The organism is Nocardia sp. NPDC059236, assembly GCF_042754085.1.
Lineage (GTDB): Bacteria > Actinomycetota > Actinomycetes > Mycobacteriales > Mycobacteriaceae > Nocardia.
The window spans coordinates 168480-183548 of sequence record NZ_JBHZAF010000012.1 but is presented as its reverse complement, the minus strand read 5'-3'; the positions used below and the strand labels follow the sequence as shown (position 1 = coordinate 183548).

14 protein-coding genes are annotated in these 15069 nt (G+C 68.6%); 2 read left to right on the top strand and 12 right to left on the bottom strand.

What is annotated here, in order from left to right; all coding sequences use genetic code 11:
• Nucleotides 1–11: 11 nt before the first annotated feature.
• The 5 genes from ACFXIV_RS29310 to ACFXIV_RS29290 all read right to left on the bottom strand — a co-directional run bounded on the left by ACFXIV_RS29310 (nt 12) and on the right by ACFXIV_RS29290 (nt 4932).
• The gene (locus tag ACFXIV_RS29310; RefSeq protein ID WP_379398873.1) at nt 12–1946 is read right to left on the bottom strand and encodes a fumarate reductase/succinate dehydrogenase flavoprotein subunit; all 1935 of its coding nucleotides are present in this window, start codon (nt 1944–1946) and stop codon (nt 12–14) included.
• 2 nt (nt 1947–1948) lie between these two features.
• Nucleotides 1949–2629 carry a succinate dehydrogenase cytochrome b subunit gene (locus ACFXIV_RS29305; RefSeq protein WP_379398874.1) on the bottom strand — a complete coding sequence of 227 codons (681 nt, stop codon included), beginning with the start codon at nt 2627–2629 and terminating at the stop codon, nt 1949–1951.
• A 203-nt stretch (nt 2630–2832) separates the two neighbouring features.
• On the bottom strand, nt 2833–3261 hold the full coding sequence (locus tag ACFXIV_RS29300) for a calmodulin (protein ID WP_379398875.1): 429 nt from the start codon (nt 3259–3261) through the stop codon (nt 2833–2835).
• A gap of 69 nt (nt 3262–3330) precedes the next feature.
• On the bottom strand, nt 3331–4362 hold the full coding sequence (locus tag ACFXIV_RS29295) for a TlpA family protein disulfide reductase (protein ID WP_379398876.1): 1032 nt from the start codon (nt 4360–4362) through the stop codon (nt 3331–3333).
• A gap of 174 nt (nt 4363–4536) precedes the next feature.
• Nucleotides 4537–4932, bottom strand: a complete 396-nt coding sequence (locus tag ACFXIV_RS29290; protein ID WP_379398877.1) for a phage tail protein — start codon at nt 4930–4932, stop codon at nt 4537–4539.
• A 245-nt stretch (nt 4933–5177) separates the two neighbouring features.
• On the opposite strand from ACFXIV_RS29290, the gene ACFXIV_RS29285 reads away from it, so the two are divergent.
• A complete protein-coding gene (locus ACFXIV_RS29285) occupies nt 5178–6149 on the top strand; it encodes a LysR family transcriptional regulator (protein ID WP_379398878.1) in 972 nt (323 codons plus the stop codon).
• 23 nt (nt 6150–6172) lie between these two features.
• Here the strand turns inward: ACFXIV_RS29285 and ACFXIV_RS29280 are convergent, their stop codons facing one another.
• Nucleotides 6173–6937, bottom strand: coding sequence for a tyrosine-protein phosphatase (locus tag ACFXIV_RS29280; RefSeq protein ID WP_379398879.1), 765 nt, complete (start codon nt 6935–6937; stop codon nt 6173–6175).
• Between the two features lie 25 nt (nt 6938–6962).
• Nucleotides 6963–9143 carry a pyruvate, phosphate dikinase gene (locus ACFXIV_RS29275; protein WP_379398880.1) on the bottom strand — a complete coding sequence of 727 codons (2181 nt, stop codon included), beginning with the start codon at nt 9141–9143 and terminating at the stop codon, nt 6963–6965.
• A 407-nt stretch (nt 9144–9550) separates the two neighbouring features.
• Between ACFXIV_RS29275 and ACFXIV_RS29270 the strand changes: the two genes are divergently transcribed.
• Complete coding sequence (locus ACFXIV_RS29270; RefSeq protein ID WP_379398881.1) at nt 9551–11161, top strand: FadD3 family acyl-CoA ligase; 1611 nt, start codon at nt 9551–9553, stop codon at nt 11159–11161.
• A gap of 16 nt (nt 11162–11177) precedes the next feature.
• On the opposite strand, the gene ACFXIV_RS29265 is transcribed toward ACFXIV_RS29270, so the two are convergent.
• The 5 genes from ACFXIV_RS29265 to ACFXIV_RS29245 all read right to left on the bottom strand — a co-directional run bounded on the left by ACFXIV_RS29265 (nt 11178) and on the right by ACFXIV_RS29245 (nt 15068).
• Nucleotides 11178–11780, bottom strand: coding sequence for a Dabb family protein (locus ACFXIV_RS29265; protein ID WP_379398882.1), 603 nt, complete (start codon nt 11778–11780; stop codon nt 11178–11180).
• Nucleotides 11777–12103, bottom strand: coding sequence for a hypothetical protein (locus ACFXIV_RS29260; RefSeq protein WP_379398883.1), 327 nt, complete (start codon nt 12101–12103; stop codon nt 11777–11779). Before ACFXIV_RS29260 ends, ACFXIV_RS29265 begins: the two co-directional genes overlap by 4 nt.
• Nucleotides 12100–13002, bottom strand: a complete 903-nt coding sequence (locus ACFXIV_RS29255; protein WP_379382483.1) for an LLM class F420-dependent oxidoreductase — start codon at nt 13000–13002, stop codon at nt 12100–12102. The genes ACFXIV_RS29260 and ACFXIV_RS29255 overlap by 4 nt, the downstream gene beginning before the upstream one ends.
• A 489-nt stretch (nt 13003–13491) precedes the next feature.
• Nucleotides 13492–14307 (bottom strand): SDR family NAD(P)-dependent oxidoreductase, encoded by an 816-nt coding sequence (locus tag ACFXIV_RS29250; protein ID WP_379382484.1) that lies wholly within the window; start codon nt 14305–14307, stop codon nt 13492–13494.
• Between the two features lie 29 nt (nt 14308–14336).
• Complete coding sequence (locus ACFXIV_RS29245) at nt 14337–15068, bottom strand: glucose 1-dehydrogenase (protein ID WP_379398884.1); 732 nt, start codon at nt 15066–15068, stop codon at nt 14337–14339.
• Between the last annotated feature and the right edge of the window lies 1 nt (nt 15069).

Sequence of the window (15069 nt, the reverse complement as noted above, 5' to 3'; positions counted from 1 at the left end):
CGATTCCGTTCTTACTTGTAGGACCGCGTGCTGGGCTGGACGTACTCGAAGCTCAGCGCTTCCCGGTGCAGCGTCGGTGGCTCGTCCTGGTTCCATTCCCACGCGGCGACATAGGAGAAGTTCTCGTCGTCGCGGCGGGCCTCACCGTCCTCGGTCTGCGACTCGGCCCGGAAGTGGCCGCCCGCCGATTCGGTGCGGTGCAGGGCATCGATGACCATGAGCTCGGCCAGTTCGAGGAAGTCGGCCACCCGGCCCGCGCGCTCCAGCGACTGGTTGAGGTCGTCCCCGGAGCCCGGCACGTTGACGCGCTCCCAGAACTCCGCGCGCAGTGCGGGAATCAGGGCCAGCGCCTTGCGCAGTCCCGCCTCGGTCCGTTCCATGCCGCAGTACTCCCACATGAGGTGGCCGAGCTCGCGGTGGAAGGAGTCGACGGTGCGGTCGCCCCGGATGGACAGGAGTCTGTCGATCATCGCGGTGACCCGGGCCTCGGCGGCCGCGATCGCGGCGGCCGGCACCTCCCCGACCGGACCGCGGGCGAGATAGTCGCCGAGGGTGGCCGGCAGGACGAAATACCCGTCGGCCAGGCCCTGCATGAGCGCCGAGGCCCCGAGCCGGTTGGCGCCGTGGTCGGAGAAATTGGCCTCCCCGATCACGAACAGTCCCGGAATGGTGGATTGCAGGTCGTAGTCCACCCACAGCCCGCCCATGGTGTAGTGCACGGCGGGGTAGATGCGCATGGGCATCTCGTACGGGTTCTCGCCCGTGATCCGTTCGTACATCGTGAAAAGGTTGCCGTACTTGGCTTTCACCGCATCGACGCCGAGCCGCCCGATGGCGTCGGCGAAATCGAGATAGACGCCGAGCCCGCCCGGCCCGACCCCGCGCCCCTCGTCGCAGACGTTCTTGGCCGCGCGGGAGGCGATGTCGCGCGGCACCAGATTGCCGAATGCCGGATAGATGCGTTCCAGGTAGTAGTCGCGCTCGTGCTCGGGCACATCGCCGGGCTTGCGTTGGTCCCCAATGTTTTCGGGCACCCACACCCGGCCGTCGTTGCGCAGTGACTCCGACATGAGCGTCAACTTCGACTGGTGTTCACCCGAGACCGGAATGCAGGTCGGATGAATCTGTGTGAAGCAGGGATTGGCGAAGTACGCGCCGTGCTTGTGCGCCCGCCACGAGGCCGTGACATTCGAGCCCATGGCATTGGTCGACAGGAAGTAGACGTTGCCGTACCCGCCGGAGGCCAGCACCACGGCGTCGGCCGTGTAGGACCGGATCGCGCCGGTGACCAGGTCGCGCACGACCACGCCCCGCGCCACCCCGTCCACCATGATCAGGTCGAGCATCTCGTGCCGCGCATGCAGTTCCACGGTGCCCGCGTCGACCTGCCGCAGCAGCGCCTGATACGCGCCCAGCAGTAGCTGCTGCCCCGTCTGGCCGCGGGCGTAGAAGGTGCGCGAGACCTGCGCGCCGCCGAACGACCGATTGTCGAGCAGGCCGCCGTACTCTCGGGCGAACGGAACACCCTGCGCCACACACTGATCGATGATCTGCGTCGAGATCTCCGCCAGCCGGTGCACATTCGACTCGCGCGACCGGTAGTCGCCGCCCTTGACCGTGTCGTAGAACAGCCGGTGCACGCTGTCACCGTCGTTGCGGTAATTCTTGGCGGCATTGATCCCGCCCTGCGCGGCGATCGAGTGCGCCCGCCGCGGCGAATCCTGGAAACAGAACTGGATCACGCGATAGCCCTGCTCCCCCAGCGTGGCCCCCGCCGAGCCGCCGGCCAGCCCGGTGCCGATGACGATGACCGTCTTCTTGCGCTTGTTCGCGGGATTGACCAGCTTGGCCTCGAACTTACGGGTGGTCCAGCGCTCGGCGATCGGCCCGCCCGGCGCTCTGGTGTCGGCGATGGGCTCGCCGGTGCGGAAAAGACTGTCGTTCATGGCTATTTCACCCATCCGAAGGAGACAGCGATCGGGACGGCCAGGAAACCGGCGACCAGCAGGATCGAGACGGCGGCCGCGAGCAGGTCGTAGCCGCGAGCCCCGGCCAGACCCAGGGTCCGGGCGGCACTGCGAATGCCGTGCCGCAGGTGCAGACCCACCATGACCACGGCGACAACGTAGAAGAGGGTGACGTACCAGTGGGACGGCGCGAAGTCGGCGACCACCTTCTCATACGGAGTCGCCTTGCGGCCCAGAGGATTCACCGCGCCGAAGGTCAGATCCAGCAGATGCCAGACGAGATACAGCGCGATGATCACGCCGCCCCACCGCATGGTGTGAACGGCATAACCCTGCGCATGCGACTTCTTCTTCGCCGCGTACCCGACCGGCCTGGCGCGCCGCGCCGTACGCGCAAGCGAGACCGCCGACCACATGTGCAGGATCACGCTCACCGCGAGCACGACCTCCACAGCCGACAACAGCCCCCGCCGAGGCACCGCGGGCTCACCAACCGTCCGCAACCACTCGGCATAGTGATTGAAATCCGACGCCCCCAGAAACACTTTGAGATTCCCGGCCATGTGGGCGATGAGGAAAAGCACCAGAATGCCCCCGGTCACCGCCATCACGGCCTTCTTGCCCACCGTCGTCCGGTAGAGCTCAGGTATTACGACAGCCACCAGCGGAAACTACGTCCGCGCCGCGCCCCCGGTCCAAGTCCCCAACGCTCTGGTCTCCATGACCCTGGCCTATGCACCGAGCTGCAACCGGAATTACTACTGCAAGTAGTGAATGCGGCCCGTGAACGATGTCACACGGAGACTGAACCAGTGAACCCCGGCCGAGAGCACTCGGCCGGGGTCCGCCGCCGACGGCGTCGCGATCAGCGGATCTCTCGGGTGAGTCGGGACGACCACGGACACCAGAAGCAACCCGGCAGGAAAGCGCCGCAAGCCTCGTCCAGGTTTTCCTCGACGTAGGAGATAGCCGAGTCGCAGACCTCGATCGCCACAGTGAAGAAGCTGATCGTGTCCGGGTCGAGGTGGAAGCTCCAACCCGGGTTGTAGTCTGCCACCCGCTTCCTGATGCGGCCCATGACATGGATCGACATCTGCTCCTCGCCGGACAGGACCCGACGTGCTTCCGCGATGCGCTGCGGGTCATTGAGCCGGATGATGAATTCCTTGCCGGAGTAATCGGTGAATGCGAAGTCCGCCATGACATCTCCCTGCCAGAAGTAGTGGATGGGATTCGTACGCGGTTCTGCATCGATGCACTCAGCATCGTATCGGCGCGAGAGCGCTGTGTACACGAAATTCTCTGTGCGGCAATAGATTTGGACTTCCCGCCGGTTTCCGGCGGAGGTAACCGGACCGAGGGGTCAGTTCCGGCCCTGGTTAGCGGCGTGGTGGCCGTTGCTTCGAGAGGAAAGCTGGGCTCGGATCGATCTCCCGGCGAAAATCAACTCACGGATCGCGATAGCGCCCCGCGCAACGGGCGCGGCGACCCGGCCCTCGGCGTCGATCAGCACAGCCGACGGTGTACCGCGGACGCGATATCGCAGCGCCGCCTCGTTGCCCTGCTGGACCAGCGACGGGATCTCGCCCAGACCCTGTTCGGCACCCCAAACGGCCTGCTCATCGGCATCGCCGTTCCCGACGACGACCATGGTCATGGCCGTGCGCGCCCGCCACCGCGGCAGCTCACGGGCCAGCGCGGCGCACATCTCACAGCCCGGGTGCACGAACACCAGCAGCACTGCCCGGCCCCCCGAGAGCAGGTCCGCGAGGTTCGTGCGGGCGCCCGCGAGGTCGAGCAACTCGAACTCCGGGGCGACCGAGCCGACCGGCAGGCCCTCGGCGCCCAGCGTCGAGAGCGCCTGCTCGTCCAGCCGGCGCCGCAGCGCGCCGACCTGGCCGACCAGCCACGCCAGGACCCCGCACAGCAGCGCGCCGAGCGCGAGCCCGGTCGCGGCATCGGCAGCCAGTCCGGCGGGCACCGAGGGACGGGCCAACCCGCCCCACACGACCGACGCCGCGAGCACCATCAGCACACCGTTGCGCACGATGCTGCGCGCACCGATCGGCGTCGTATTCGCCGCGCCGAAGCATGAGCACGAGGGGCGCTTGCCGCGCCGCAACAAGCCGACCATGACCACCGTGAAGACCGTCAGCAGGAGCAGCGCGCCGACTGCCGCCGCGGCGGCCGTCCACGGCAGGACGACGCCGACCGCCAACACCGCCTCGGCGACCGGCAGCCCCCACGCCACGGCGGGCACCCACCGCACCGGCACCTCGAACTCCCCCACCGCCTGCCGCGTACCGGCGCGATCGGCCAGTTTCCCCCAGGCCGACAACCCGAACACCACGGCGAGCGCCAATCGCGTAACCCACACCCCGTATTCGATCAGCATGGGCCGCACCCTCCCACATCAGCGATTATTCGAATCAAGAATCGCCGGAAGCGTATTCGAGGTGTTGCGAAGACCCCAGCTCGGCGGCCTCGTGGAGGTCGAGACCGCCGGCTGGTATCTGATCGTCGAGTTCGTGACCTCGCACAGCTCATGCGACGGTAGGTACGCCGCAGGCTAGAACTGCTCGATTTTCATCCTGTCGCAGGAGAGAGTGACGGTCTCCTTCGCCGACCCAGCGTTGCCGGACTCGAGCGAGGGAACGTTCCACGAGCGAGTCCAGGCATTTATCAGACTGATCGCCAGAACGGGCTCCCCATGGTCGTCCAGTTCGGTGATCGTGATGTTCGCTCTCGCGCCGTAGGGGTCCTTCAGCGACTGCCGGATCCAGCGGTCGAATACCTCGTTCTTGTCCGGGCTCCGGGTAATGGTCACCTCACGCTGCTCGGCCTCCGGCTGGTCGTCATCCCGTCCATCGCCGAGACCTGACACCACGCTGCGAGCCTGTTCCATGAAGAATCTGCCCAGATCGATACGGAACATTCCCGTGCTGATCTTGTCCTGGGTTCGCATGTCGACCTCCTGAATTCGTAACCGGTTGGTTTCTCGCTCATGAGGCAATGCCATTCGAGAGTACGGCGTGGACGGGGCCGCCGGAATGGGAAATTGCGGTCTTCTCGATCAACGGCCGTCCGCCGTCCGCACCACGCAGCGACCTCACGCCCGATACGCCACCGGCCCCCGCTCGAGAGCACGAGTGTTCGTGATCATCGACTCGGAATCGGAATGGCGGAGTTCATAGTTCTAGGCTATCGACTGTGCAGTTGCAGCAGTTGTCGTACTTTTTGGCTGTGGCGCAGGCCAGGCATTTCACCAGGGCGGCCGATGCGCTGGGGGTTGCGCAGCCGTCGTTGTCGAAGCAGATTCGGACGCTGGAGAGCGAGCTCGGGGCTTCGCTGTTCAGCCGGGCGCGCGGGAATATCACGCTGACTCCGGCGGGTGAGGCGTTGTTGCCGTTGGCTACCCGGATTCTGGCGGATGTGGATACTGCGCGGCTGGAGGTGCAGGAGCTTGCGGGGCTGCGGCGGGGGCGAGTTCGGCTCGGGGCGACGCCGTCGCTGTGTTCGGGGCTGCTGGCCGATGCGCTGCGGCGGTATCACGACGCGTATCCGGGGATCAGGCTGCTGGTGGAGGAGGGCGGGTCGCGGGATCTGGTGCGGCAATTGACCAGGGGCGCACTCGATTCGGCGCTGGTGATCCTGCCGCTGGGCGAGGACACCCCGCTGGCCACCACGCCGATTCTGCGCGAGGATCTGGTGGTCACCGCCAGGGTCGGCGACAGTTCGCTGCCCCAGCGCTCGCACCTGCGGATCACGGATCTGCGGGACCGGCCGCTGGTGATGTTCCGGCCGGGCTACGACCTGCGGGAGGCGACGATCGGGGCCTGCCGGGAGGCGGGGTTCGAACCCCGCTTCGCGGTCGAGGGCGGCGAGATGGATGCCGTGCTGCGGTTCGTGGAGGTGGGACTCGGGATCGCGGTCGTCCCGTCCACGGTGCTGGCCGGACGGCCCGGGCTGCGCGGGATTCCGCTGTCGGGCGACGGCGGGCGCGAATCCCACGGGCTGCATCGGACGGTCGCGCTCGCCCATCGCAAGGACGTCACACCCACGCACGCCGCCGGGGCGTTCCGGGCGACGCTGGAGAGTTTCGTCCGGGAGGCTGCCGCGAGCGGCGGCCTCCCGGCGGGGGTCCGGTCGCTGCTGCCGGAGGCTGGAACGACCGGGACCTGAGGTAGCGACCGGGACCTGAAGGCCTAGGCGACGACCAGAACCTCGCGGAGCCGCTGGAGTTCGGACTCCGAAAGTCCGTTGGCGAGTAGCCAGTTGGCGGCCCCGCCGTGCTCGGCATGCAGGTTCTTCAGGAAGCCGAGCATGACCTCCGGGGAGACGGCCAGGATGCCCGTATTGGTCTGCGGCAGGCCCTCGTAGGACGGGAGCGCGTCGAGTCGGTCGCGGACCTTCTGGATGCGCTCGTTGGTGAGGGCGTAGTCGTGGGCGATCGTCTCGGCGGGGACCCCGACCGCGTCCAGCAGGACCGCGGCGAGCACGCCGGTGCGGTCTTTGCCTGCGGCGCAATGGAACAGCACCGAATGGCTGTCCGGATCGACGATGAGGCGAACCGCCTCGACGATGTGCTCACCACTGCCGCCGAGCAGCTGACCGTACAGCTCGGTCAGGTCGACGCGGGTCTTGTCGGGGACCAGATCCCGTGCGGCCAGCGAGGATTGCGGCGACTTGCGGATCGGCAGGTTGGCGATGCGCAGACCGGAGTCGGCGATCAGCCCGTAGCCCTCGCGCTCCACCTCGTCGGGCAGGCGCAGGTCGATAACCGTGCGCAGGCCCAGCTTCTCGACCAGGTGCGACAGGTCGTCGCAGGTGGCCTGCTGCAGCGTGGAGGAGCGCAGCACGATGCCGAAACGTGTGGTGCCGCCGCCGGTTACGGGGAGCCCGCCCAGGTCGCGCACATTGTCGATCTGGGCGAAGTCGATCCAGCGGGAGGGCATGGAATCAGTGGTCACGACGGGCTCGGTGGTCACAACAGGCTCAGTGGGCACGGCCGGCCGCCGCTTCTTCCGCGCGGGTCAGGCCGCACAGGCCGATCAGGTCTTCGTGCAGCTCGAACCAGACGGTGTGGTAGCTGTCCATGATGGGCCGGGCCACGTAGGTGTGGTCGCCCTCGGCGATGCGCTCGACGGCGCGGTCGAGGCGGTCCAGGTAGCGGGACAGGCGTGGGGCGAGCCCGCCCAGGCGGCCGATGAGCGGGCGCAGGCGCTGGTGAGTCTCGTTGAGCCGGCCCAGCACCGAGGCGTCGTACTCGGCGTCGGCGTGATCGTTGACCGTAGCCGGGTCCTTCATCTGCCAGTCGGTGATGATGACCTTGAGGTCGCCGTTGAAGACGCAGAACTCGTCGTAGGCGGCGGTCATGGCGGCCGCGTCGACGGTCGCGCGCTCCTCGGCCAGCAGCTGCTCCAGGCGCGGGCGGCCCTCGGGGGTGATGCGGAAGCCGGCCGGGGTGGTGGCGCAGTAGCCCGCGGTCACCAAACCCTCACAGCAGGAGGCGATCTCGGCGGTGTCGGCGAACAGGCTGGCGGCCACATTGTCGGCGTTCACCCGGCCCTTGATGCCGACCAGCCGCAGCACGGCCAGCTCGGTGACGGGAGCGTTCACGGAAACCTCTTCCTGCTCGGCGTTCTCGGTGGCGGCCTCGGCGTCTTCCGATGCGACAGCGCGGTTTTCGAGCCGGTCGGCGAGCTGCTCGCCGGTCACTCCCGCCCACTGGGCGAGCTGACGCACATCGTCGAGGACGGCCTGCTCGACCGGCTTGGCGACGACCTCGCCGGGCAGCACCAGCCCGGCGCCGCCGTCGACCGTGACGGATTTGCCGGTCAGCGCGGCGACCACGCCGGGCCCGCAGCCGACCACGCACGGGCGGCCGAGTTCCCGGCTGACCAGCGCGGCATGCGAAGTGGTGCCGCCCAATTCGGTGACGATGGCCCGCGCGGCGATCATGCCGTGCAGATCGTCGGGGCTGGTGGTGGGACGCACCAGGATGACGTCCTCGCCTGCCTCGGCGCGCGCCTCGGCCTCGTCGGGATCGGTCACGACGACGCCGGAAGCCAGTCCGGGACAGGCGGATTCGCCGCGGGCGAGGGGCTCCTGACCGCCGGTGTCGCCGGAGGCGGGGCGCAGCACCTCGCGCACCTGGTCGGCGGTGACCCGGTCCAGGGCCTCGTCGGCGCTGATCAGCCCCTCCTCGACCATGGCGACCGCGGTACGCACCGCGGCCCGCGCCGAGCGCTTGGCCGGACGCGACTGCAGCAGCCACAGCGTGCCGGATTCGACGGTGAACTCCACGTCCTGCAGATCGCGGCCGTCGTGCTCGAGCAGCTGGGCGGCGGCGATCAGCCGCTCGTGCACCGCGGGCTGGGTGGCGGCCAGCTCGTCGAGCGGGCGCGGGGTCAGGCGGCCGGACACCACGTCCTCGCCCTGCCCGCCGACCAGCCACTCGCCGTAGACGGGGCCGTCGCCGGTATTGGGGTTGCGGCTGAAAAGCACACCGGTGCCGGACAATTCGTCGAGGTTGCCGAACACCATGGCCTGCACGGTGACCGCGGTGCCCAGGGTGTCGGGCACGCCGCGGTTGGCGCGATAGGTCTTGGCGCGCGCGGAATCCCAGGACCGGAACACGGCCTCGATCGCACCGCGCAGCTGGTCCCACGGATCGGCCGGGACCGCGCCGTTCGCGTCGCCGAGCACGGTCTCGCGGTACTGATGCACGAAGCGCTGCCGGGTGTCCTGCGCGTAGGTCGGATTGCTGGTCTCCACGGCCAGCGCCTGCTGCACCGCGTCGGTCATGCCGAGGTTCAGGACGGTGTCCATCATGCCGGGCATCGAGATGGCCGCACCCGAGCGCACCGACACCAGCAGCGGGCGCTCCGCCGACCCGAAGCGACGGCCGGTGCCGCGCTCGATCATGGCGATGCCGTCGAGCACCTGCGCCCAGATCTCATCGGCGATGGCGCCGCGTCGCGTGTAGTCGGCCCAGCCGTCGGTGGTGATGACGAACGCGGGCGGCACCGGCAGACCGAGGGCCCGCATGTGGTCGATGCTCCACGCCTTGCCGCCGATCTTCTCTCGCGACAGTCCGCACGCGCCGTCGAGTTCGACAACGGTCGCGCCCGCCGCAAGGTCCAGACGCTGCGCAAGCTCCGTTCCGGCCGTCATGTCACTCCTTCGAGGTCCTGGATTCATTCGCACTCCAGCGCTCCGCCGCTGCTCGAGCGGCCTGCCGGGCAATATCCATCCCGTCCCCCTACGGGACCACTTCAACGAGCGTGCCGGGTGAGCGCGCCCACACCCAACTCCCATCCCGATCAGCGGAATGAAAGGACCGACACTCACACCCGGCCCGTTGCCCAACGCGACAACTGATCTCGCGCCGACCGGGGTAACTCCCCGGGGACCCCCAAAATCGGTGGCGCTCCTGACCGCCGGCACGCGCGCGAAACCGGCAACGGCTCCCAAACCGTGCGCTGAAGTTTCGGGGAGGCGGTACTGCCAGCACGCCCGGTCAGCGGGATGGCACTTCGAAAATGGGCTACGCGGACTGCGGGTTGGGGCAGGATGGGCGGATGGATCGGCGGCACTCGGGCGGCAGCTCCGCGGCCGGGCCCGTGACGACCATTCCGGCGCTGGTGGCGGACCGGGCGCGGCGCTATCCGGAGGCGGTGGCCATTGCCGGGCCGGCGGGGCGGCTGACATTCGCCGAACTCGCCGAGGATGTCGCCGCGGTGACCCGGGCGGCCATGGCGTCGGGGCTCGAACCCGGTGACCGGGTGGGAATGTGGGCCCCCAACAGCGTGCGCTGGATCGTGACCGCGCTCGGAATGCTCGGTGCGGGAGCGACTCTGGTGCCGATCAGCACCCGGCTGCGTGGCGCGGAGACCGCTGAGGTGCTGACCCGCAGCCACGTCAAGGCGGTGTGCACGGTCCAGGAGTTCCTGGGCGCGGACTATCCGGCCATGCTGGCCGAATCCGGCCGTCCCCTACCGGATCTGGAACATGTCATCCTGCTCGACGACGCCCGCGGCGAGAACGCGGCCGACTGGGACATCAGCTCCTGGGCAGGATTTCTGGCTCCCGGCACCGTGATCGAGCCGCAGTCCGCGGTCGAGCGCAGCGCCCAGGTGGATCCGGAGTCGGTGTCCGACATCCTGTTCACCTCCGGCACCACCGGCGCACCCAAGGGCGTGCTCGCCACGCACCGGCAGACCCTGGAGGTGCTCGCGCAGTGGGCCGACGCGGTGACGCTGCGCCCGCGCGACCGGTATCTGCTGGTGAACCCGTTCTCGCACACCTTCGGGTACAAGGCCGGCATCCTGGCCTGCCTGCTGCGCACCGCCACCATGGTTCCGATGGAGCGCTTCGACGCCGCCCGGGCGCTGCAGCTCATCGAGAGCGAGCGGATCACCGTGCTGGCCGGGCCGCCAACGCTTTTCAGCGACCTGCTGGCCGCCGAGCACGATCAGCACCTACTGGGCTCGCTGCGCCTGGCTGGGACCGGCGGCGCGACCATCCCCACCGAACTGGTGCGGCGCATTCGCGAGGATCTGCGCGTCCCCTACGTCTTCACCGCCTACGGCCTCACCGAATCCATCGGCGTCGTCTCCATCTGCCCGCCCGACGCCCCCACCGAACTGGTCGCGGGCACGGTCGGAAAGACCCTGTCCGGCAGTGAGATCCGCATCCTCGACCGCGACGGCACACCGGTGGCGCCGGGCAAACCCGGCGAGATCACCGTCAAGGGCCCGAATGTCATGCTCGGCTACCTCGACGATCCCGAGGCCACCGCCGCCGCCATCGACGCGGACGGCTACCTGCACACCGGCGATGTCGGCACCCTCGACCACGACGGCTACCTGCGCATCACCGACCGGCTCAAGGACATGTTCATCGTCGGCGGCTTCAACGCCTACCCGGCCGAGATCGAGCGAGTCCTGCTGCAGCACCCGGATATTCGCGATGTCGCGGTGATCGGCATCCCCGACGAGCGGCTCGGCGAGGTCGGCCGCGCCGTCGTGGTGCCCGCCGACGGGGCCGCGACCGATCCGGCCACCCTCATCGAGTGGTCGCGCTCGCGCCTGGCCGGCTACAAGGTGCCGCGGGAGATCGTCTTCGTCGACGACCTCCCGCGCAATGCCGGCGGCAAGGTGCTCAAACAGCAGCTGCGCGATCCCAGCTGATCAGTTCGGCCACCGCTCAGTTCCCCAGCACCGGGCCGTCGGCCCAGCGGTACAGGTGCGCGATCGCCGGTTCCACGATGGAATCCGGGATCTCGCCGTCGAACCAGCGATCCACGTGCGTCCAGTGGTAGGGATGCAGCAGGTAATCGCCATTGAGCCCGTCCGGGTCGGCGAACTCCTGCTCCCACACATGGGTCCAGCGGCCGTGGCCCGGCACCCGGCTCAGCGACCAGGACCGGATGGCCGAGATGTGCGCGGGCATGGCCATCAGGTCGGATTCGAAGCGCGCCACCGTATCCGGAGCCGTGCCGGACCGCACCGTGAGCAGCAGGGTGCGCTTGATGCGGCGGGCGGAATCCAGCCGCACCACGCGGGCGTTCACCGGGGCCAGTGGCACCACATCGGCGGTGGCGGGCAGAACGGGCAGGACGGTCGCGGGCGCCGAGTCGGCGGCCAGATCCCAGACCGCGCCGAGTCCGCCCGTGCTGCCGGGCAGATCGACACCGGCCGAGCAGTGCGTGACCCCGGGTGTCGCGGTCGCCGCCGTGGCCTGCGCGGCGAGCTGCCCGTCCGCGTCGTCTCCGGCGGGCGGGGCGGTGAGAATCACCCAGCGGCTCATGACAGTTCCTCCTGTACCGCCAGGACGTGCCGCTCCCGCGTCAGCGCGACCGCGTCGGTGTCCGACCAGAAGGCCGAGACGGCGGGATCGGCGGCGGCCGCGCCCCGCATGCCGTAGAAGTCGTAGATGCCGGGCAGTTCCCAGATGATCTGCACGGCAACCGAATCCGCGCCGGTGTGCTCGTGCAGCACCTGGGGCGAACGCAGTCCGCGGGCGGTGGCCCCCGGCAGATAGTCGCTGCGCCAGCGGGTCAGCCAGTCCTCCGCACGGTTGGCGGGCAGGACGATGCGGTCGACAACGCGGACAGCCGTCGCGGGATTCACAGCTTCGCCTCCACCTCGTTGCGATACCGATCCACGTAGGCCGCAAGGTTTTCCACGCCGTTGAGCAGGGACTCCGGGCCGAACATGGGCGGGGTGAGCACAACGCGGCTCGCGCCCGCCGTGACATAGGGGCGCACGTAGCCGGGGTCGAACTCGCGCGTGAAATCGAAGGAGCCCGGCCAGATGGTCATCTCGACCGCGTCCTCGGCACGTCCCGCCTCCCGCGACAACTCACGAATCCGGTCCGCCCCGCGCGCGAAATCCTCGGACGAGATGGTGTACGGGAACCAGCCGTCCCCGACCCGGGCCGCGCGCCGTACCGCCGGAGCGCTGTTGCCGCCCAGCACGATCGGAATCGACCGTTCGGGCTGCGGCAGGCAGAACTGCTTCTCGAACGACACGTGCTTGCCCTGATAGGTGGCCGGGGACTCCGTCCACAGCGCCCGCATGGCCCCGATGCAGTCGTCCAGGCGTCCGCCACGATCCTCGAACGGCACCCCGATCGCCGCGTATTCCTCTTTCTGCCAGCCGATTCCGAGCCCGAGCAGCAACCGCCCGCCCGACTGCCGATCGATGGTGGCGGCCCGCTTGGCCAGCACCACCGGGCTGTGCAGCGGCGCCACCACCATGGCGGTGCCCAGCTTCAGGGTGCTCGACGCCGCCGCCACGAACGCCAGCGTCTCCAGCGGATCCGTCATCGGCACCCCGAGATCCCCGCCCGGCATCCGTCCGTCGGGCGAATACGGGTACAGCGGCTCGTAATCCTGTGCCACCACAACGTGTTCCACGGTCCAGATCGAATCCAGCCCGCATTCCTCCGCCGCCGCCGCGAACTCCCGCAGAAATCCGCCCGAGGTCACCAGACCCTCGAGATATGGCATGAGCATGCCGATGCGCATCGGCCGCCTCCGTCCTTCCGGGTACGACCCGCCACTGGGCCACCCTCCGATCGTGGCGTGTTAGCGGGGTCACAAATCGCCCCGGTCCCGCTCACCGAGACCAACGAAATCCCAGGTCAGAGCAGTCAATTCACGCAACGACAGCTGGCCCCGCACCGTACGGTGCAGGGCTGACGCGGGCGCGGCCGGACAAGGCGAGCCGCCGCGGCGATGACGACTTGTTCACCGTTATCACTGAAAGGTCGGCGGTAGACCGCCTGCCGAGCAGCCGGGCCGATCGGCAGCGGTCGGCGCCAATATGCTTGAGCGCCACTGCGCTCGAGCGCCAATGTGCCTGGGCAGCAATGGGTGTGGACAGCCTGGATGCCCCGGCAACTCGATCGGCTCGGTCCGAGCCCAACCGGACAGCTCACCAGGGCACTACTCAGCACCCCTCGGTCCGTGCCCCGGTGCGGAACGCACCGGGGCATGGGAGCCGCGAGAGCTACCTCAGATCTCCTTGCGCATCTGGGCGGTGAGGGGCTTCATGTAGCCCGAGCCGAGCAGGCGGCGCATGATGTTCATGGCCTTGGCATCCTTGCCGATCAGGATGAGCGGCTTGTTCTTCCGGATGCCGTTGACGATGGTCTTGGCGCAGTCCTCGGGGCTGGTCTGGGCCAGGCGGTCGAAGTTGGCGGCCAGGTCGTCGCGGTCGCGGGTGGCGGCGGCGCGGGCCTTCCAGGCGATCTCGGTCTTGATCATGCCGGGGTGGATGCTGGAGACGCCCACGTTGTAGCCGGCGATGATCATCTCCTGGCGCAGTGCGTCGCTGATGGCGTGCATGGCGTACTTGGAGGAGCTGTAGCCGCCCTGGCTGGGGCAGGCCACCAGGCCGAACATGCTGGAGACATTGGCGATGTGCCCGTCACCGGAGGCGATCACGTGCGGCAGGAACGCCTTCACGCCGTGCAGGGTGCCCCAGTAGTTGATGCCGAAGATCCACTCCAGGTCTTCCCAGGAGACTTCCTCGATATTGGCGGTCAGCGAGACGCCCGCATTGTTGACGACGACATTGACCTTGCCGAAATCCGCGACCACCTCGTCGGCGTGCGCGTACACGGCCGCCCGATCGGTCACGTCCAGCTTGTAGGCGCGGGCCTTGGCGCCCTCCTTCTCGCACAGCGCCACGGTCTCCGCGACATTGTCGAGATTGCGCCCGGACAGCGCCAGCTGCGCGCCGTTCCGGGCCAGCTCCAGGGCCAGCGCCCGGCCGATGCCCGCTCCCGCACCGGTGATTACGGCGACTTTGCCGTGGAAGTCCTTCATGGGTGTTTCCTTGTCTCGCAGCGGAGTTGTTACTGGGTGGTGAAGCCGCCGTCGGCGATGAATTCCGCGCCGGTGCTGTAGGAGGAGTCGTCGGAGATGAGGAACAGCACCATGTTGGCGAGTTCCTCGGGGGTGGCCGGGCGGGCGATGGGCTGATTGGCCGCGATGTTCGCCGATCGCTCGGAGGCCGCGACCATCTCGGTCGCCACGATGCCCGGGTGCACGGAGTTGACGCGGACATTGTCGGCCGCGAATTCCTGTGCGGCCGTTTTGGTCATGCCGCGCACGGCCCACTTGGAGGCCACGTAACCCAGGATGTTGGAGTAACCGATGAGCCCACCGGTCGAGGAGATGTTCACGATGGAACCCACACCGGCCCGGCGCATGGACCCGATCACGGCCTTCATGCCCAGGAACACGCCGACCTGGTTGACGTCGATCACCTTGCGGTAGTCGGCCTCCGAGAGCTTCTCGATCGGGTCGACGTGCACGATGCCCGCATTGTTGACCAGGCCCGAGACCGGGCCGAACGCGGCCTCGGTCTGCGCGACCACGTCGTTCCAGGCCGTCTCGTCGGTCACGTCGAGCGGGAGGAACCGTGCGGCGTCACCGATTTCGGCCGCGACGGCCTGGCCGGCCTCGGTGAGCACGTCGGTGATCACCACCCGCGCGCCCTCGGCCGCGAGCTTGCGGGCGAAGGCCGCGCCCATGCCGCGCGCACCGCCGGTGACGACGACGACCTTCGAATCAACCCGTCCCATG